The sequence below is a fragment of the Hydrogenophaga borbori genome (assembly GCF_003417535.1).
GTDB classification, from domain to species: Bacteria; Pseudomonadota; Gammaproteobacteria; order Burkholderiales; family Burkholderiaceae_C; genus Hydrogenophaga; species Hydrogenophaga borbori.
Window position 1 is genome coordinate 335584 of sequence record NZ_QVLS01000003.1, and the last position, 18985, is coordinate 354568.

The following is an 18985-nucleotide window of genomic DNA, read 5'->3' on the forward strand; positions in this document are numbered from 1 at the left end:
CCGAACCCGGCCGGTTCGGCCATCCCGGCGGAATTCAATGAAGATGGCCGCGCTTGATGCGCGTTGAGCGCGTCAGACCGACCCGGCCCAGGCCGTCAGCTCGGCCTCGTGGACCTGGCCGATCTTGCGGTGAACGGCGCGGCCGTCTGGCCCGAACACCACCGTGAACGGCAAGGCGCCGGTGGCGTTGCCCAGCGAACGGCTGAGGTCGGTGCCGGCGAAGCCGGTCATGCCCACGGGAAAGCGCAGCGGCAGGCGCTGCAGGAACTGGCGCACCGGCTCCACCCGGTCCACGGCCAAGGCGAGGAACTGCCAGCCTTTGGGCGCCTGCTTCTCGTGGAAGGCGTTGAGCAGCGGCAGCTCTTCCACGCACGGCGGGCACCAGGTGGCCCAGAAGTTCACCAACAGCGGGCTGCCGCGCCAGCTGGCCACAGCCAGCGAACCGCCCTCGGGCGTTTCGAAGGCCGTTTGCCAGAAAGCGGTCTCGGCGCCGTCGAGCACAGGGGTCGGGCTCAGGCGGCGGTCGGCCCACCAGGCGCCGGTGCCGGCCGCGGCCAGGGCCACGCCCCCCGCCAGCCAGTGGCGGCGTTGCATCTTCATGGCCATCAGGCGCCCTCCCCCGCCTCGGCGATCAGGCGCTCACGCAGCGCGGCGGCGTCGCCGCGCGGTTTGCGGCCCTGGCTGTCGGGCCTGAGGGCGCCGCGCAGGTCGTCCAGGTCGTGCACCAGCAGGTGCATGAGCACCCATTGGCCCAGTGCCTCGCTGCGCGTGCGCACGGTCAGGGCGTCGACGGCCTCACCGCGCCAGCCGCTGGCCGTGCCGGGGTGGTAGTCCACCTTGTGGTCGATCAAGGCCCATTCGGCCTGCTTGGGGTCGTCGCAGAAAAGGTGCATGTGGAGGTCGCTGTGGCGCGTGGCCGTGCCGTGCCAGGCGGCGCCGCCCAGGTGGGGGCGGAAGGACTGGAGTCGATCCATCCAGACCAGCGCCAGTTCCCGCAGCGCGCGCAGCTCGGCCGGCTGGGTGTCGGCGCAGAACACGGCGATGTGCTCGCGCACGGCCGCTTCCAGCGTGTCGTTGTCGGGCAGCGGGGTTCGGGCCGGCAGGCCCAGCTGGCGGATGGCGGCGCGCTTGGCCGCGGCGTAGTCCTGGCCTTCGTCGACCACCAGGCGCGCGGCCACGGCGGCGATCTCGGCGGCGGTGTCGTCTCGCGAGAGCATCCGGGGATTGTGCCCCGTGGGCAAAACCTAGAATCCGCGCATGCATATTCACATCCTGGGCATCTGCGGCACCTTCATGGGCGGTGTCGCGGCCCTGGCCCGCGAGGCGGGCCACCGCGTGACCGGTTGCGACGCCGGCGTCTACCCCCCCATGAGCGACCAGCTGCGCGCGCTGGGCATCGACCTCATCGAAGGCTTCGGTGCCGACCAGATGGCGCTGAACCCCGACATCTGGGTGGTGGGCAACGTGGTGAGCCGCGCGCGCCTGGCGGACGGCGCGCCCAAGTTCCCGCTGATGGAAGCCATCCTGGAGGCCGGCGCGCCCTACACCAGCGGACCGCAGTGGTTGGCCGAGCACGTGCTGCAGGGCCGCCACGTGCTGGCCGTCGCCGGCACGCACGGCAAGACCACTACAACGTCGATGCTGGCCTGGGTGCTGGAGGCCTGCGGGCACCAACCCGGCTTCCTCGTGGGTGGGGTGCCGATGAATTTCGGCGTGTCAGCGCGGCTGGGCGAAGGCCAGGCCCATCGCGCCGCAGGTCCGTCCCCGGGCGCGAGGGCCCCGTTCGTCATCGAGGCCGACGAGTACGACACCGCCTTCTTCGACAAGCGCAGCAAGTTCGTGCACTACCGCCCGCGCACGGCCATCCTCAACAACCTCGAATTCGACCACGCCGACATCTTCGACGACCTCAAGGCCATCGAACGGCAGTTCCACCACCTGGTGCGCACCGTGCCGGGCAGTGGCCGCGTGGTGGTCAACGGCCTGGAGGACAGCCTGGAGCGCGTGCTGCACCAGGGCTGCTGGAGCGAGCTGCGCAGCTTCGGCGCCGCCGTGAGCGACTTCACCGCGCAGGGCGAGCCGCACGATTTCGCCGTGCTGTACCGCGGCCAGGCGGTCGGCCATGTGCGCTGGGCGCTCAGTGGCGTGCACAACCAGCTCAACGCGCTCGCCGCCATCGCCGCGGCCGATCACCTCGGCGTGCCGCCGGCCGAGGCCGCGCAGGCGCTGGCCCACTTTCAGAACGTGCGCCGCCGCATGGAGGTGCGCGGCACCGTGGCGCGTGCGGGCGGGCACATCACGGTCTACGACGACTTCGCCCACCACCCCACGGCCATCCGCACCACCCTCGACGGCCTGGCGCGCCGACTCGGCCAGCCGCGCGGGCGCATCCTGGCGGTGTTCGAGCCACGCAGCAACACCATGAAGTTGGGCACCATGAAATCGCAGCTGCCCTGGAGCCTGGAAAACGCCGATCTGGCCTTCTGCCATTCGGGCGGGCTCGACTGGGACGCTGCCGAGGCACTGGCCCCCATGGGCGCGCGCTCGCAGGTCGGCGCGAACATCGAAACGGTCGTCAACCAGGTCGTGCGGGCCGCGCAGGCCGGCGACCACATCGTGTGCATGAGCAACGGCGGCTTCGGCGGCATTCACGAGCGCCTGCTCAAGGCGCTCGCCGGCTGATGGCCGCGCGCCGGGCTCAGTAGCTCAGCGACTGCGCCGGCACATCCACCGTGACCAGCGGCTTGGCCAGCGCTGCGCTGGCCGCGCGAGCAAAGGCCAGGGCCCAGTCGCGGTGCGCCGCGTCCTGGAAGCGCGGCTGGCCAGCGGCCTGCGCGATGCACAGGATCTTGTCGGCCGTGAGCACCTTGCCCGTGGGGCGGATCGGCTCGCAGCCCATCCGCGTGAATTGCTCGTCCAGCCAGTGCCGCGCCTGGTCGTGCGGCATGGGCTGCACCTCTTCCAGGTCGATGCGGTAGGTGGCGGGCTCGCCCCAGGTGATGATGACTTGGCTGCGCATGTGGGTCTCCGCAAGGCGTGTTGTCGAGCCATTGTGCCGCGCGCCGGGGCGCGGCACGGCGCGAACCCCCTGGACGGCTCAGCCCGCGCGGCGCCGCGCGGCCAGCACCGACTGCGACAGGATCTCCAGCGCCTGCACCGAATCGTCCCAGCCCAGGCAGGCGTCGGTGATGCTCTGGCCGTACTGCAGCGCCGCGGGGTCGTCCTTGCCGGGGGTGAACTTCTGCGCGCCGGCCTCGATGTGGCTTTCGATCATCACGCCGAAGATGGACCGGGAGCCGCCCGCGATCTGCGCGCCCACGTCACGCGCCACGTCGAGCTGCTTCTCGTGCTGCTTGCTGCTGTTGGCGTGGCTGAAATCGATCATGAGGCGAGGCACCTGCTTGGCCGCCTCCAGGTCCTTCACGGCGGCGGCCACGCTGGCGGCGTCGTAGTTGGGCACCTTGCCGCCGCGCAGGATCACGTGGCAGTCCCGGTTGCCCTTGGTCTGCACGACAGCGACCTGACCGTTCTTGTGCACCGACAGGAAATGGTGGCCGCGGCCCGCCGCCTGGATGGCGTCGGTCGCGATCTTGATGTTGCCATCGGTGCCGTTCTTGAAGCCGATCGGCGCCGACAGGCCCGACGCCAGCTCGCGGTGCACCTGGCTCTCGGTGGTGCGCGCGCCGATGGCGCCCCAGCTGATGAGGTCGCCGATGTACTGCGGTGAAATCACGTCGAGGAACTCGCTGCCCGCCGGCAAGCCCTGGCGGTTGATCTCGATCAGCAGCTGGCGCGCGATGCGCAGGCCCTCGTCGATGCGGTAGCTCTCATCCAGGTAGGGGTCGTTGATCAGGCCCTTCCACCCCACCGTGGTGCGCGGCTTCTCGAAGTACACGCGCATCACGACCTCCAGCGTATCGGCGTGCTGTTCGCGCAGCTTCTTCAGGCGCCGCGCATAGTCCAGGGCCGCGCCGGGGTCGTGGATGGAGCACGGGCCGATGACCACGAGCAGCCGGTCGTCCTTGCCGTGCAGGATGCGGTGGATGCGCTGGCGCGTCTGGCTGATGAGGTCTTCCGTCGCCGTGCCGGCGATAGGGAAGAAGCGGATAAGGTGTTCGGGCGGGGGAAGCACGGTGATCTTCTGGATGCGTTGGTCGTCGGTCTCGCTGGTCTTGTCGAGCGGACGCGCATACCAGGCGTCGCTGGCGGCGGAAGTGGCTTTGGCGTTCATCACGGGCTCCTGGGTGGGTCTAGAGAAAATGGATGGGGCGAAAAAAAACCGCCGGGCTTGAGGCTCCGGCGGTTGTTGTTCGAGATGCTTGGCGCGCTTACGACTTCGCCTCTCGTCCGCCGGGGACAGAGAACCAAAAGTAAAAAGCAAAGTAAACGGCGCGCGAAGGCATGGCACGCAATGTAGCACAGGGCCTGTGGCGCCCGCCCCTCAGGCCGCCCAGCCGCTGGTTTTGAGCAACACCCCCAACGCGCCGCAGGCCGCGATCACCGGGATGACACCGAGCTTGAAGCGCACCAGCGCCAGGGCCGCGAGCGCGGCGATCACCAGCGCGGCGGCATCGACCGGCCCGCCGGGCAAGGGCCGGGCGATGTGGGCCAGGAAAAACACGCCGAGGCTGGCGATCACGCCCACCACCGCCGCCGTGATGGCGGTGAGCGGCGCGGTGAAATGCACCTGCCCATGCGTGCTCTCCACCAGCGGGCCGCCCGCGAGGATGAAAACGAACGAAGGCAGGAAGGTGAACCAGGTGACCACCGCCGCCGCCAGCGCAGCGCCCCAGAAGCGGGCCTCGGGGCCCAGCACCTCGGTGTGCCAGCCGCCCAGGAAACCGACGAAGGCCACCACCATGATCAGTGGCCCCGGCGTGGTTTCGCCGAGGGCCAGGCCATCGATCATCTGCGGCCCGCTGAGCCAGCCGTGCTGCACCACGGCGCCCTGGTAGACGTAAGGCAGCACCGCGTAGGCGCCGCCGAAGGTGAGCAGCGCGGCCTTGGAGAAGAACAGGCCCATGGCGCCCAGCACCCCCTGCTCGCCCTGCCAGGCGAGCAGCGCCGCCATGGGCAGCGCCCACAGGAGCGCGCCCACCAGCAGCACGCGCGCCAAGCGGCCTCGCGAGAAGCGCGCGTGCGCCGGCGGTGGCGTGTGGTCGTCGATGAGCGCCACCGGCGGCGCACGCGCTGGTGCCACCGCGGCCGCGGCCTCGGCGCCGGCGGGCAGAAACTGCGAAGGCGCGAAGCGCCCGCCCAGCCAACCCAGCACCAGTGCCGACAGCACCACCAGCGGAAACGGCAGCTGGAAGACGGCGATGGCGGCGAAGCTGCCGACCGCCATGGCCCACAGCCAGGGCGCCCGGCGCGGCGAGCGCAGCACCTTGCCGCCGATGCGCCAGACCGCCTGCACCACGATGGCCGCCACGGCGGGCTTGATGCCATAGAGCAGGCCCGCCACCCAGCCCACCTGGCCATACACCAGATAGGCCCAGCTCAGGGCGATGAGCAGCAGCAGGGAGGGCAGCACGAACAGCGCGCCCGCCGCGATGCCACCCCAGGTGCGGTGCAGCAGCCAGCCGATGTAGGTGGCCAGTTGCTGGGCTTCGGGGCCTGGCAGCAGCATGCAGTAGTTGAGCGCGTGCAGGAAGCGCCGCTCGCTGATCCAGCGCCGCTGCTCCACGAGCTCGCGGTGCATCACCGCGATCTGCCCCGCCGGGCCGCCGAAGCTGATGAAGCCGAGCTTGAGCCAGAAGCGCAGGGCCTCGCCAAACGGCACCGGCCCCGGCGCTCCCGCGCTCAAGCCGTGCCGCCGACCGTGAGGGCCTCGATGCGCAGCGTGGGCTGGCCCACGCCCACGGGCACGCTCTGGCCTTCCTTGCCGCAGGTGCCCACGCCGCTGTCGAGCTTCATGTCGTTGCCGATCATGCTCACGCGCGTGAGCGCGTCCGGGCCGTTGCCGACCAGGGTGGCGCCCTTCACGGGGTACTGGATCTTGCCGTTTTCGACCCAGAAGGCCTGGCTGGCCGAGAACACGAACTTGCCGCTGGTGATGTCCACCTGGCCGCCGCCGAAGTTGGTGGCGTACAGGCCCTTCTTGATGCTGGCGACGATCTCGTCGGGGTGTTTGTCGCCGCTGAGCATGTAGGTGTTGGTCATGCGCGGCATGGGCGTGTGGGCGTAGCTCTCGCGCCGACCGTTGCCGGTGGGCTTGACGCCCATCAGACGCGCGTTCATCGCGTCCTGGATGTAGCCGCGCAGGATGCCGTCCTCGATGAGCACGTTGCGCTGCGACACATGGCCTTCGTCGTCGACGTTGAGCGAGCCGCGGCGGTCGGCGATGGTGCCGTCGTCGAGCACGGTGACACCCTTGGCCGCCACGCGCTGGCCGATGCGGCCAGCGAAGGCGCTGCTGCCCTTGCGGTTGAAGTCGCCTTCCAGTCCGTGGCCCACCGCCTCGTGCAGCAGGATACCGGGCCAGCCGCTGCCCAGCACCACCACCATCTCGCCCGCCGGCGCGGGGCGCGATTCGAGGTTGGTCAGCGCCTGCTCCACCGCCTCGTCGACGTAGAACTGCACCATGGCGTCGTCGAAGTAGGCCAGGCCGAAACGGCCACCGCCACCCGAATTGCCCATCTCGCGCCGGCCGTTCTGTTCAGCGATGACCGTGACCGACAAGCGGATCAGCGGGCGCACGTCGGCCGCCAGCGTGCCGTCCGCGCGCGCCACCAGCACCACGTCGTGCTCGGCGGCCAGGCCGGCCATCACCTGGGCCACGCGGGGGTCCTTGGCTTTCGCCAGGCGCTCCACTTTTTCAAGCAGCGCCACCTTGGCGGTGCTGTCCAGCGAGGCGATGGGGTCCACATCGGCGTAGAGCGAGCGCGAGGGAGCGACCTTGCGCGCCGTCACCTTGACCTTCTTCGTCTGGCCCTGGCCCGAGATGCTGCGCACGGTGCGCGCGGCGTCGAGCAGCGAGTCCCAGGACAGGTCGTCGGAGTAGGCGAAGGCGGTCTTCTCGCCGCTGACCGCGCGCACGCCCACGCCCTGCTCGATGTGGAAGCTGCCGGTCTTGACAATGCCCTCTTCCAGGCTCCAGCCCTCGTTGCGCGTGGCCTGGAAATAGAGATCGGCGTCGTCCACCCCGTGCGAGCGGATCTCCGCCAGCGCCTGGTGCAGGTGAGCGGTGGTGAGGCCGAAGGGTTCGAGCAGCAACTGCTCGGCGGTGGCCAGTCGGGCCAGGGTGGGTTCGCGGGCGATCATCCGGGCATTGTAGGAACCGCCCGCCCGCCTGTGGGCGTCAGGGCTTTGGTTCTGGCTGAGGTTCCGGCGGGGGCAGTCCCGCCGGGTGCTCGCGCATCCAGTCGAGCAGCGCGCCGTCGTCCTGGCCGGCCATGCCCTGCGCCAGCGCGGCGGCGAAGACAGCGGCGGCCTGCGGGCCCAGCACCCCCTGGTGGCCGGTGGACCGACCGGCGGCCACCGCCAGGCGGGTGTCCTTGGCCAGCAGGCTCATGTGGGCGCGCGGCGCCATGTCGCCGGCCAGTCGGCGGCGCAGGCGGTCGGTGCCGATCCAGCTCTGGCCGCTGGAGCGCTCGATCACGTCCAGCGTGCGCGAAAGGTCCAGCCCCAGGCGCTGGGCCAGGGCCAGGGCCTCGGCCGCGCCCGCCAGGTTGATGCCTGCCAGCAGGTTGTTCACCAGCTTGGTGCGCGCACCGTCGCCCACGCGGGCGCCGACACGGAACTGGCTGTCGGACAGGTCGGCCAGCAGGCCCGCGTGGCGCTGCAGCGTGGCCTCGGGGCCGGCGAGCATCAGGCTCATGGCACCGGCGCGCGCCCGGGCCGGGCCGCCGGACATGGGGGCGTCGATGGTGTCCACGCCCTGGGACGCCAGCCGCGCCGCGATGGCCTCGGTGTCCTCCGGGGCGATGGTGGGGCACAGCAGCAGGGTCTGGCCCGGCCGCAGCGCGGCGGCGGCCCCCTGCTCTCCCCAGAGCACCTCGCGGCACTGCGCGGCGTCCACCACCACCAGGGCCAGCACGCCGCCGTCGGCCAGGCGCCCGGCGGCGGCGCGCGCGCTGGCGCAGACGGTGGCGCCGGCCGCGCGGGCGCGTTCGGCGCAGGCGGGGTCGACGTCGCGCACCGCCACGGCCCAGCCGCGCTCGCGCAGGCGCTCGACCATGGCGCCGCCCATCAGGCCCGCGCCGATGACGGCCACGGCGTGATCGCCGCCGCGCTCCGGTGCGTCGGTCATGAGGGCACCAGGCGCTTGGCGCGCGAAATGGCCAGCAACATGCCCAGGCCCACGCCCATGGTCACCATGGCGGTGCCGCCGTAGCTGACGAACGGCAGCGGCACGCCCACCACGGGCAGGATGCCGCTGACCATGCCCATGTTCACGAAGGCGTAGACAAAGATATTCAGCGTGAGCGCGCCCGCCAGCAGGCGGGAGAACAGCGTGGGCGCCTCGGCCGCGATGATCAGCCCGCGGCCGATGAGCGCGGTGAAGCCGGCCAGCAGCACCAGCACGCCCACCAGGCCGAACTCCTCGGAGAAGGCGGCGTAGATGAAGTCGGTGGTGCGTTCGGGAATGAACTCCAGGTGGGTCTGCGTGCCCTGCATGAAGCCTTTGCCCCAGACGCCGCCCGAGCCGATGGCGATCATGCCCTGGATGATGTGAAAGCCCTTGCCCAGCGGGTCGGTGGTCGGGTCCAGCAGGGTGCACACGCGCTGGCGCTGGTACTCGTGCAGCACCTGCCAATCCACGCCGGGCGCACACCAGGCCGACTCGTTGAAGATCAGCACCACCACGCCGATGCCCAGCAGCACCACGGGCGGGACGATCAGCTTCCAGCTCAGGCCGGCGAAGAAGATGACGGCCAGGCCGGAGGCCAGCACCAGCAACGTGGTGCCCAGGTCGGGCTGGAGCAGGATCAGGCCGATGGGCACGGCCAGCAGCCCGCCCGCGACCACGAAGTCCATGGGCTTGAGTTGGCCCTCGCGGCGGTGGAACCACCAGGCCAACATCATGGGCATGGCGATCTTCATGATCTCGCTGGGCTGAATCACCGTCACGCCGATGTCGAGCCAGCGCTGGGCGCCCTTGCGCATGATGCCGGCGAACTCCACCCCCAGCAGCAAGGCCACGCCCACCAGGTAGAGCGGCAGCGCCAGGCTCATCAGGCGCTGCGGCGGGATTTGTGAGCACACCAGCATGACGGTGGCGCCGATCAGCATGTTGCGGCCGTGCTGGGAGAAGCGCGAGCCGTGGTCGAAGCCCACCGAGTACATGGTGACCAGGCCCAGGGCGGCCATGAAACCAATGATGGCGATCAGCGGCCAGTCGAAGCCCCGCATGAAGGGGATCGCGCGCTGCAGCAGACTGGGTTTGTCGAGAACGACGGCCATGGGCCGCGATTATCCTCAGTCGATGCACCCCCTCCCCACCACCCACCTGCTCTACCTGCACGGCTTCCGGTCCTCGCCCCTGTCGATGAAGGCCCGACTGGTCGGCGAGCGCGTGCGCCGCTCGCACCCGGCCGTGACCTGGTGGTGCCCGCAGCTGCCGCCTTCGCCCCGCGCGGCCACCGAATGGATCCGCCAGGCCACCACCGGCTGGCCGCGCGGGCGCACGGCGGTGGTGGGGTCCTCGCTGGGTGGGTTCTACGCGCGCTGGTTCGCCCTGCAGACCGGCTGCCGGGCGGTGCTGCTCAACCCCGCGGCCCATCCCGCGCGCGACCTGGCCACCCACATCGGCGAACAGACCACCTGGCAGAACCCCGAGGAGCGCTTCTTCTTCGAACCCGGCTTCGTGGACGAGCTGCGGGTGCTGGAGAGCGACATCGCGCGCCTGTCGCCGGCCTCGCCGGCCACGCCCGAGCGCCTGTTCGCGCTCATCGCCAAGGGCGACGAGGTGCTGGACTGGCGCGAGATGCAGGCCTTCTGCGCGGGCGGCGACATCCGCCTGCTGCAAGGCGGCGACCACGCGATCAGCGATTTCGAGGCCCACATGGACGCGGTGTTCGGCTTTCTGCGGCTGGCCTGAGCCGGACGGGATGGGCGGAATGGGACAATCGCGCCCATGCACATCCTGTTCGACGAGGCCGGCAAGTTCCTGACCGGCCGCCTGCTGTCCGAGTCCGACAGTTCCCTCCAGGTGGAACTCGACTCCGGCAAGCGGGTGAAAGTGAAAGCGGCCAACGCGCTGCTGCGGTTCGAAAAACCCGCGCCCGCCGAGCTCCTGAAGGAGGCCGGCTCGCTGGCCGAGGGCATGGAGCTCGAACTCGCTTACGAATTCGCGCCCGAGGACGAGTTCGGTTTCGCCGACCTCGCGCGCGAGTACTTCAGCGCCCAGGCCGGCACCGCCCAGCAGGTGGCGGCGCTGCTCACGCTGCAGAACGCGCCGCACTACTTCCGCCGCGCCGGCAAGGGCCGCTTCAAGAAGGCCCCGCCCGAGATCGTGGCCCAGGCCCTGGCCGCCATCGAGAAGAAGAAGGAGCTGCAGGCCCGCATCGAGGCCTGGGCCGCCGAGCTGGTGGCGGGCCGCTGCCCCGAGCCGGTGCACCAGCAGCTCTACCGCATCCTCTTCAAGCCCGACAAGAACGGTCCCGAGTACAAGGCCGTGGTCGAGGCCGCGCGCCTGAGCCACACCGCGCCGCTGGTGCTGCTGCAGCAGGCGGGGGCCATCCGCAGCGCCTACCAGTTCCACTGGCAGCGCTTCCTGTTCGAGCACTTCCCCAAAGGCACGGGCTTCCCCGCGCTGAGCGCCCCGCCGGTGGCCGAGGCGCTGCCGCTGGCGGCCGTGGCGGCCTTCTCCATCGACGACTCCGCCACCACCGAGATCGACGACGCGCTCTCCGTGCAGGGCCTGGGCTCGGGCACGGTCACGCTGGGCATCCACATCGCGGCGCCGGGGCTGGCCATCGCGCCGGGTGACCCGCTCGACGAGCTGGCGCGCACGCGCCTGTCCACCGTCTACATGCCCGGCCACAAGATCACCATGCTGCCCGACGCGGTGGTCGACGCCTACACGCTGCAGGCCGGACGCGACTGCCCGGCCGTCTCGCTGTACGTGGAGATCGACGAGGCCACGCTGGCCGTGGGCCCCAGCCGCACCGCACTGGAGCGCGTGCCCATCGCCCACAACCTGCGCCACGACCGGCTCGACACGATCGTCACCGAGGCCTGGCTCGCCGGCGAAGCCAACGCCCAGGCCCCGGCCGAGCTGGCCGGGCTGCAGCCCGCGCTGGTCTTCCTGCACCGCTTCGCGCGCGAACACAAGGCGCAGCGCGAAATCGCGCGCGGCAAGCCCGAGACTTTCACGCGCCCCGACTACACCTTCAAGCTGGAGGGCGTGCAGGGCGACGAGCCCGCCGGCGACGAGCGCGTGCTCATCGGCACGCGCTCGCGCGGCGCGCCGCTGGACCTGATGGTGGCCGAGGCCATGATCCTGGCCAACAAGACCTGGGGCCTGTGGCTGGCCGAGTGCGGCGTGCCCGGCATCTACCGCAGCCAGGCCAGCCTGCTGCCGGGCATCAAGGTGCGCATGGGCACCAAGGCCCTGCCGCACGCGGGCATCGGCGTGAAGGCGTACACCTGGGCCACCTCGCCGCTGCGCCGCTACGTCGACCTGGTGAACCAATGGCAGATCGTGGCCTGCGCGCGCCACGGCAAGACCGCCGCGCTGGCCGCGCCCTTCAAGCCCAAGGACGCCAACCTGCTCGCCGTGGTCAGCGCCTTCGACGCCGCCCACACCGCCTACAACGGCTTCCAGGGCGGCATGGAACGCTACTGGACGCTGCAGTACCTGCGCCAGAACGGCATCACCGAGCTCACCGCCACGCTCATCAAGGACGGCCTGGTGCGCGCCGACACCCTGCCCCTGGTGCTGCCGGTGCTGGGCGCCGATGGCCTGCAGCGCGGTGCCCACCTGCGCATCCGGCTGGGGGCCATCGACGACATCACCCTGGAGCTGAGCGGCACGGTCATCGAGCGGCTCGACCAGCCCGTGGAGGACCCCGCGGCGCTCGAGTCCGAGGCCGAGGAGGACGAGGAAGAGCCGCTGGGCGCCCCGGTGGCGCTGGCCATCGACCTGGACGACGCCGCGGCGGGCGAAACGCCCCCCGGTGGAACGCAGAACGGATAATCCCCCGCGTGAAATCCGCCGCCCGCGCCAAGGCCGTCCGCACCCTGAGGAACCTGAGCACGCTGCAGCTCGCGCTGCTGGTCTCGCTCGGGGTGCACGCGGCCCTGCTGGCGGTGCGCTTCGCCGACCCCGAGCGCTTCGACCGCGTGTTCAAGGACACGCCGCTGGAGGTGATCCTGGTCAACGCGCGCAGCGACCAGCGCCCCGAAAAGGCACAGGCCATCGCCCAGGCCGCGCTGGCCGGCGGCGGCGACGCCGAGCGCGGGCGCGCCACCTCGCCGCTGCCCCCCGCCGCCATCGCCCGGCTGGGCGACACGCCCGACGAAGAACTGCGCCGCATGGAGGCCCTGATGGAGCAGCAGGTGCAGCTGCTCGCGCAGGTGCGCCGCGCGCTGGCCACCATGCCACCGCCCGCTCCCGCGGCCCAGCGCCAGACGCCCGAAGCCCGCGAGCAGGAACAGCGGCGCCAGGCCCTGGTGCGCGTGCTGGCCGAGATCGAGAAACGCATCAACGAGGAAAACGCGCGGCCGCGCAAACGCTACATCAGCCCGGCCACGCGCGAGGCCGTCTACGCCGTGTACTACGACGGCCTGCGCCGGCGCATCGAGCAGCACGGCACGGCCAACTTCCCCGAGGCCGCCGGGCGCAAGCTCTACGGCGAACTCACCATGGTCATCACCGTGAACCACACCGGCCAGGTGCTCGACACCGAGGTGGTGCAGGGCTCGGGCAACCGCCTGCTCGACAGCCGCGCCCAGGCCATCGTGCGCGGCCTGGCCTTCGGCCGCTTCAACGAGGCCATGCGCCGCCAGGCCGACCAGATCGTGGTCGTCTCGCGCTTTCGCTTCACGCGCGAGGACGGCCTGCAGACCCAACTGTCGGGACAGTAGTGGTACGCGCCTTCGGTCGCTGGCTGCTGTGGTTGGTGCTCGCGGGGCTGGCCCTGCAGCTGTACTTCCTGGCCGGCATCGCGCTCATGGCCGTGCTCGACCCGCACAGCACCGCCTTCCAGCGCTCCGAGGCCTGGCGCGTGGCCACCGCCAGCGCGCGCGGCGAGACCCCGTGGCGCTGGCGCCAGCGCTGGGTCGACGGCGAGCAGATCAGCCCCAACCTGTGGCGCGCCGTGGTGGCCTCCGAGGACGCCGGCTTCTTCGACCATGGCGGCGTCGACTGGACCGCCATCGAAAAGGCCTGGCAGAAAAACGAGCGCCGCCAGGAGCAGGCCGAGCGCCGCGCCGCGCACAGCCCCAACCGCCCCGTGCGCGAGGCCAAGGTGGTGGGCGGCTCCACCATCACCCAGCAGCTCGCCAAGAACCTGCTGCTGTCGGGCGAACGCAAGCTGCTGCGCAAAGGCCAGGAGCTGGTGCTCTCCTTGATGCTCGAACTGGTGCTGGACAAGCGCCGCATCCTCGAGATCTACCTCAACAGCGTGGAATGGGGCGAAGGCGTGTTCGGCGCCGAGGCCGCCGCGCAGCGCTACTTCAACAAGCCGGCCGCGCGCCTCAGCGCCTACGAGGCCGCCCGCCTGGCGGTGATGCTGCCCTCGCCGCGCTTCTTCGAAACGCGCCAGGGCTCGGCCTACCTGGCGCGCCGCACCGCCACCATCGTCGCCCGCATGGGCGACGTCAAAATTCCATGACCCCCCTGCGTCGCTTCGCGCCTTCCCCCCGAGGGGGACGACACCAACGGCCTGGCACAGCCCGTTCCGTGGTGTCTCTGGGTTCGGTCTTCGCGGTGGCGGCAGCCGAGGCGCGTCGATGAGGGTACTGGCCCCCGCCGTCGGCTACCTCCTGCTGGGCCTGGTTCGCCTGCTCACGGGCGCGCAGGCGCGCTGGTACGGCGCGCCGCCCAAGGCCGAGCAGCGCATCTACTTCGCCAACCACCAGAGCCACGCCGACCTGGTGCTGATCTGGGCCGCGCTGCCCAAGGAACTGCGCGGCATCACGCGGCCCATCGCCGCCAAGGACTACTGGACCGCCTCGCCGCTCAAGCGCTGGATCACCACCGAGGTGTTCAACGCCGTCTACGTGGAACGCGAAAGAAAGGGCGACGAGGACCCGCTGGCGCCGCTGATCGCCGCCCTGCAGAGCGGCGACTCGCTGATCCTCTTCCCCGAGGGCACGCGCGGTTTCGAGGAAGACCCCCAGCCCTTCAAGAGCGGCCTGTACAACCTGGCCATGAAATTCCCCGAGGTGGTGCTCGTGCCCACCTGGATCCACAACGTGCAGCGCGTGATGCCCAAGGGCGAGGTGGTGCCCGTGCCCGTGCTGTGCACCGTGACCTTCGGCGAACCGGTGAAGCCTGGCGCCGACGAGCCGCGCGCCGACTTCCTGGCGCGCGCGCGCCTGGCCGTCATGGCGCTGAGGGACGTCTGATGGGTCCCCACGCTCGTCACTTCGTGTATTCGCTGCCCCCCGCGGGGGAGCAGACCGCCCTTGGGGCGGCCCGGCGGGCGATCCCATGACCGGCTTCCTGCGCGGCCTCACCTCCGACCAGCAGGTCGGTCTGCTGTTCCTCGTGGTGTTCGGCCTGCTGGCCCTGGCCACCGTCGCGGGGGTGCTGCTCTCGCTGCGCGAGCGCCGCGCGCACGGCGACGACGCCGCGCTGACCCGCCGCCGCCACGACAACGCCGACCTGCTGCGCATCTCCTGGCTGATGGCCGTCGTGTTCTGGATCGGCTGGGTGATGGGCCGCGGGCCGTCCATTGCCCTGTTCGGCGTGCTCTCCTTCTTCGCGCTGCGCGAGTTCATCAGCCTGTCCCCCACGCGGCGCGGCGACCACCGCAGCCTGGTGCTGGCCTTCTTCGTGGTGCTGCCGACCCAGTACGCGCTGGTGTGGAACGCGCAGTTCAACCTGTTCACGGTCTTCGTGCCGGTCTACGTGTTCCTGGCGCTGCCCGTGGTGAGCGCGCTGCGCGGCGACCCGCAGCGCTTCCTGGAGCGCAACGCCAAGCTGCAGTGGGGCATCATGGTCTGCGTCTACGGCCTGAGCCATGTGCCGGCGCTGCTGCTGTTGCAGTTCCCGCGCTGGCTGGGCAACAACGCCTTCCTGGTCTTCTTCCTGGTGCTGGTGGTGCAGACCTGCATGCTGGTGCAGCACCTCACCGCGCGGGGCCGCCAGCGCCCGGTGGCGCCGGCCATCAGCGCCAGCTTCCACTGGGCCAGCTGGGGCTGGGGTCTGCTGGCCGGCGGCCTGCTGGGCGCGCTGCTGGCGGGCTTCACCCCCTTCAAGCCCTTGCCGGCCCTGGCCATGGCCCTGGTGGCCTGTGCCGCGGGCTCGCTGGGCCACCTGGTGATGAAGGCCATCAAGCGCGACCGCGGGGTGACGAACTGGGGTGGCGAGCGCCGCTCGGTCACCGGCGCGGCCGGCCTGCTCGACCGCGTGGACGCGCTGTGCTTCGCGGCGCCGGTCTTCTTCCATTCGGTCCGCTGGACCTTCGGCCTGTGAGCCCGCACGGAAGCGCCGCATGAGGATCCTCGGCATCGACCCCGGCCTGCAGTGCACCGGCTTTGGCGTCATCGACACCGAAGGCCCGCGCCTGGCCTACGTGGCCAGCGGCACCATCCAGACCAGCCCGAAAGATGGCGCCCTGCTGCCCGAACGGCTGAAGGTGCTGTTCGACGGCATCACCGAGGTGACCCGCCGCTACCAGCCCGAGGTGGCGGTGTGCGAGATCGTGTTCGTCAACGTGAACCCGCAGGCCACGCTGCTGCTGGGTCAGGCGCGCGGCGCCTGCCTCACCGCCCTGGTGGCCAATGGCCTGGGCGTGGCCGAATACACCGCGCTGCAGCTCAAGAAGGCCGTGGCCGGCCACGGTCGAGCCACCAAGGAACAGATGCAGGAAATGGTGAAGCGCCTGCTGCAATTGCCCGGCCTGCCCGGCAAGGACGCGGCCGATGCCCTGGGCCTGGCGATCACGCACGCCCAGGTGGCGCGCACCCAGGCCGCCATCGAACGCGTGGCGCCACTGCGCGCGCGCACGCACGCGGCGTACAAAGGTGGGCGCAACTACTAGCCCAGCCCGTGCCACAGGCGCACCAAGTCTCCCACCGAGGGGATCAGGCGCCGGGCAGCAAGGCCAGAAGCTCGCCCAGCGTGCCGGCCTCGTGCAGGGGTTTGTCGCCGCGCACGCGCAGCATGCGCGGGAAGCGCAGCGCCACACCGCTCTTGTGGCGCTTGCTGCGCGCGATGCCTTCGAAGGCCAGCTCCACCACCAGCGTCGGGCGCACGCTGCGCACGGGGCCGAAGTGCTCCAGCGTGGTCTCGCGGATCACGGCGTCCACGGCCTGGAACTCGGCGTCGCTCAGCCCGGAATAGGCCTTGGTGAAAGACACCAGCTGCAGGCCCTGCGGGTTGGCCGGGCGGCGCTCGGCGATCGCGTCCACCACCGCCTGCGCCTCGGCCGGATCGCGCGGTGCGCGGTTCCAGACGGCGAAGCTGTAGTCGGTGTAGATCGAGGCGCGCCGCCCGTGGCCGGCCTGGGCGTAGATCAGCACACCGTCCACCGTGAACGGGTCGATCTTCCATTTCCACCAGGCCAGCCGCTCGCCCTCGCCCGAGCGCTTCACGCGCCCGGTGCCGTAGGCACCGTCGCGGTGCTTGAGCATCAGGCCTTCGACGCCGAGTTCGCGCGAGCGCGCGCGCCAGGCGGCCAGCGTGGCCCAGTCGGGCGCGTCGAGCAGCGGCGAGCAGGGCAGCGGCGGGGCGCAGGCGCGCGCCAGGGCCTCCAGGGCGGCGCGGCGGGCGTGCTGGGCTTGGCCGCGCAGGTCCTGTCCGCCGCACTCCAGCAGGTCGTGGGCGATGAAGCCCACGGGCGCATCGGCCAGCACGCGGGCCGTGAGCGTCTTGCGCGCGATGCGCTGCTGCAGCGTGGCGAAGGGCGCGGGCCGGCCCGGCGTCTCGAATCCCGGCAGTGGCGCGGCCAGCGCGTCCCAGGCCACGATCTCGCCGTCGACCACCGTGCCGTCGGGCCAGGCCGCGGCCAGGCGCTCCAGCTCGGGGAAGCGCTCGGTCATCAGTTCCTCGCCGCGCGACCAGACCCAGGCGCGGCCCGCGCGCTTGACGATCTGGCCGCGGATGCCATCGAACTTCCACTCGGCGAACCAGTCGCCCACCTCGCCCAGCGTGGCCTCGGGCGCGCCCGCGAGCGCGGACGCCAGGAAGAAGGGGTAGGGCTGGCTCGGGTCGCGCGCGGCCGCCCCTTCGCCCGCGGCCGGCGCCACGATGGCGCGCCAGGCTTGCGCCGTGGGCGCGCGCTGACCGCTGGTGTAGCCCATCATGCGGGCCGCCACGAGCTTGGGGTCCAGGCCCGCGAACTCGGCCACGGCGCGCTGCGCCAGCAGCTGGCTCACGCCGACACGAAAACCACCCCCCACCAGCTTGACGAAGAGGAAGCGGCCCAGGCTGTCGAGCTCGCCCCACCACCCCAGCACCGCGTCCGCCACCGTGGCCTCGTCGGCGCCGCGCAGCGGCAGCAGCCGCTGGGTCATCCAGCCGTGAAGGCCGAGCTCGGCGCCCCCTTCGGTCGGCGCGGGCAGCACCAGGGCGATGGTCTCGGCGAGGTCGCCCACCGCCTGGTAGCTCTCCTCGAACAGCCACTCGGGCAGGCCCGAGGCCCGCAGCGCCAGCGCGCGCAGCTGCGCGGTGCGGATGAGCTGGCGCGGCTTGCCGCCCGCGAGGAAGTAGACCGCCCAGGCCGCGTCCTCGTCGGGCGCTTCGCGCAGGTAGCGCACCAGGGCCGCCACCTTGGCGTGGGTGGCGGTGCTGGCGTCGAGTTCGGCGAACAGCGCGCCGAAGCGCTTCATGCGGCGGACTCCGCGCGCGCGGCGGGCGGATCGTCGGCGCCGTCGCCGTACTCGGTCTTGAAGCCTTCGGCCCGCAGGCCCTGCTCCTGGAGGTAGCGCACCAGGGTGGGCACGCTGCCGTGCGTGACGATCACGCGCCCGGCGCCGGTCGCGCCGATGGCCGAGAGAAGGCCGGGCCAGTCGGCGTGGTCGCTGATGACGAAGCCGCGGTCATGGCCCAGGCGACGGCGCCAGCCGCGGATCTGCATCCAGCCGCTGGCGAAGGCGTCGCTGGTGTCACCGAAGCGGCGCATCCAGGGCGAGGACAGGGCGCTGCCGGGGCACAGCACCAGGGCGCGGCGCAGGTCCGCCGGATCGTGCGTGCCCTCCGCCGCGAGCGTGGCCGGCAGGTCCACGCCCGCCGCGCGGTAGGCGCGGTTGAGCGGCTCCACCGAGCCGTGGCAGACGATGGGGCCAATGGACGGGTCCACCCCCGCCAGCAGGCGCTGCGCCTTGCCCAGGCTGTAGCAGCTGATCACGCTGGCGCGTCCGACGGCCGCGTTGTCGGCCCACCAGCGGTTGAGTTCGGCGAACAGCTCGTGGTCGGGCCGCCAGCGGTAGATGGGCAGGCCGAAGGTGGACTCGGTGATGAAGGTGTCGCAGCGCACCGGCTCGAACGGCGCGCAGGTGCGGTCGGGCACGCCGTGGGCGGGCGTGGGCCGGTAGTCGCCGCTGGCCACCCACACCTGCCCCTGGTGTTCCAGGCGCACCTGGGCCGAGCCCAGCACGTGGCCCGCCGGGTGCAGGCTGATGCGCACGCCGCGGTGCGTGACCACCTCGCCGTAGTCCATCGGCTGCAGGGGGATGCCCTCCCCCAGCCGCGCACGCAGCAGCCCGGCGCCGGGCGCGGCCGCGAGGTAGTGGCGGTGCCCGGTGCGCGCGTGGTCGGCGTGCGCGTGCGTGATCACCGCGCGGTCGACGCGGCGCCAGGGGTCGATGAAAAAATCGCCCGGCGGGCAGTACAGGCCCTCGGGGCGCTGGACGATCAGGTCCTGCATATCAG

The 18985-nt window shown here is 71.5% G+C and carries 18 protein-coding genes; 8 read left to right on the top strand and 10 right to left on the bottom strand.

Going from position 1 to position 18985, the window contains the following annotated elements; genetic code table 11:
• Positions 1-72: 72 nt before the first annotated feature.
• A complete protein-coding gene (locus DY262_RS07340) occupies positions 73-600 on the bottom strand; it encodes a TlpA family protein disulfide reductase (RefSeq protein ID WP_116958527.1) in 528 nt (175 codons plus the stop codon).
• Positions 601-605: 5 nt separating this feature from the next.
• On the bottom strand, positions 606-1217 hold the full coding sequence (locus tag DY262_RS07345; RefSeq protein WP_116958291.1) for a hypothetical protein: 612 nt from the start codon (positions 1215-1217) through the stop codon (positions 606-608).
• 40 nt (positions 1218-1257) lie between these two features.
• Between DY262_RS07345 and mpl the strand changes: the two genes are divergently transcribed.
• Positions 1258-2682 (top strand): UDP-N-acetylmuramate:L-alanyl-gamma-D-glutamyl-meso-diaminopimelate ligase, encoded by a 1425-nt coding sequence (gene mpl, locus DY262_RS07350; RefSeq protein WP_116958292.1) that lies wholly within the window; start codon positions 1258-1260, stop codon positions 2680-2682.
• A 16-nt stretch (positions 2683-2698) separates the two neighbouring features.
• On the opposite strand, the gene DY262_RS07355 is transcribed toward mpl, so the two are convergent.
• From DY262_RS07355 to rodA, 6 genes are all read right to left on the bottom strand, one after another.
• A complete protein-coding gene (locus tag DY262_RS07355) occupies positions 2699-3019 on the bottom strand; it encodes a hypothetical protein (RefSeq protein ID WP_070399067.1) in 321 nt (106 codons plus the stop codon).
• 78 nt (positions 3020-3097) lie between these two features.
• Positions 3098-4231, bottom strand: a complete 1134-nt coding sequence (locus tag DY262_RS07360; protein ID WP_116958293.1) for a 3-deoxy-7-phosphoheptulonate synthase — start codon at positions 4229-4231, stop codon at positions 3098-3100.
• Between the two features lie 210 nt (positions 4232-4441).
• Positions 4442-5803 (bottom strand): chromate efflux transporter, encoded by a 1362-nt coding sequence (chrA, locus tag DY262_RS07365; RefSeq protein ID WP_116958294.1) that lies wholly within the window; start codon positions 5801-5803, stop codon positions 4442-4444.
• Positions 5800-7260, bottom strand: a complete 1461-nt coding sequence (gene tldD / locus DY262_RS07370; protein WP_116958295.1) for a metalloprotease TldD — start codon at positions 7258-7260, stop codon at positions 5800-5802. Before tldD ends, chrA begins: the two co-directional genes overlap by 4 nt.
• Positions 7261-7297: 37 nt before the next feature.
• A complete protein-coding gene (locus tag DY262_RS07375; protein ID WP_116958296.1) occupies positions 7298-8248 on the bottom strand; it encodes an NAD(P)-dependent oxidoreductase in 951 nt (316 codons plus the stop codon).
• Positions 8245-9402 carry a rod shape-determining protein RodA gene (rodA, locus tag DY262_RS07380; protein ID WP_116958297.1) on the bottom strand — a complete coding sequence of 386 codons (1158 nt, stop codon included), beginning with the start codon at positions 9400-9402 and terminating at the stop codon, positions 8245-8247. The genes DY262_RS07375 and rodA overlap by 4 nt, the downstream gene beginning before the upstream one ends.
• 22 nt (positions 9403-9424) lie before the next feature.
• On the opposite strand from rodA, the gene DY262_RS07385 reads away from it, so the two are divergent.
• The 7 genes from DY262_RS07385 to ruvC all read left to right on the top strand — a co-directional run bounded on the left by DY262_RS07385 (position 9425) and on the right by ruvC (position 16154).
• Positions 9425-10039 (top strand): YqiA/YcfP family alpha/beta fold hydrolase, encoded by a 615-nt coding sequence (locus tag DY262_RS07385; protein ID WP_116958298.1) that lies wholly within the window; start codon positions 9425-9427, stop codon positions 10037-10039.
• A gap of 36 nt (positions 10040-10075) precedes the next feature.
• Positions 10076-12139, top strand: coding sequence for a ribonuclease catalytic domain-containing protein (locus DY262_RS07390; RefSeq protein ID WP_116958299.1), 2064 nt, complete (start codon positions 10076-10078; stop codon positions 12137-12139).
• A gap of 8 nt (positions 12140-12147) precedes the next feature.
• A complete protein-coding gene (locus DY262_RS07395; protein WP_239478261.1) occupies positions 12148-13029 on the top strand; it encodes an energy transducer TonB in 882 nt (293 codons plus the stop codon).
• Positions 13029-13778: a monofunctional biosynthetic peptidoglycan transglycosylase gene (gene mtgA, locus DY262_RS07400; RefSeq protein ID WP_116958300.1), complete on the top strand. Its 750-nt coding sequence runs from the start codon at positions 13029-13031 to the stop codon at positions 13776-13778. The genes DY262_RS07395 and mtgA overlap by 1 nt, the downstream gene beginning before the upstream one ends.
• A 118-nt stretch (positions 13779-13896) precedes the next feature.
• Positions 13897-14514 carry a lysophospholipid acyltransferase family protein gene (locus DY262_RS07405; RefSeq protein ID WP_116958301.1) on the top strand — a complete coding sequence of 206 codons (618 nt, stop codon included), beginning with the start codon at positions 13897-13899 and terminating at the stop codon, positions 14512-14514.
• A gap of 85 nt (positions 14515-14599) precedes the next feature.
• Positions 14600-15586, top strand: coding sequence for a phosphatidate cytidylyltransferase (locus DY262_RS07410; protein ID WP_116958302.1), 987 nt, complete (start codon positions 14600-14602; stop codon positions 15584-15586).
• A 19-nt stretch (positions 15587-15605) separates the two neighbouring features.
• Positions 15606-16154 carry a crossover junction endodeoxyribonuclease RuvC gene (gene ruvC, locus DY262_RS07415; protein ID WP_070399077.1) on the top strand — a complete coding sequence of 183 codons (549 nt, stop codon included), beginning with the start codon at positions 15606-15608 and terminating at the stop codon, positions 16152-16154.
• A gap of 43 nt (positions 16155-16197) precedes the next feature.
• Here ruvC and DY262_RS07420 read toward each other — a convergent pair whose 3' ends face one another.
• Together DY262_RS07420 and DY262_RS07425 are read right to left on the bottom strand one after the other, a co-directional pair.
• Complete coding sequence (locus tag DY262_RS07420; protein ID WP_116958303.1) at positions 16198-17943, bottom strand: ATP-dependent DNA ligase; 1746 nt, start codon at positions 17941-17943, stop codon at positions 16198-16200.
• Entirely contained in the window at positions 17940-18980 is a 1041-nt protein-coding gene (locus tag DY262_RS07425; protein ID WP_116958304.1) for a ligase-associated DNA damage response exonuclease, read from the bottom strand. Before DY262_RS07425 ends, DY262_RS07420 begins: the two co-directional genes overlap by 4 nt.
• Positions 18981-18985: the final 5 nt, after the last annotated feature.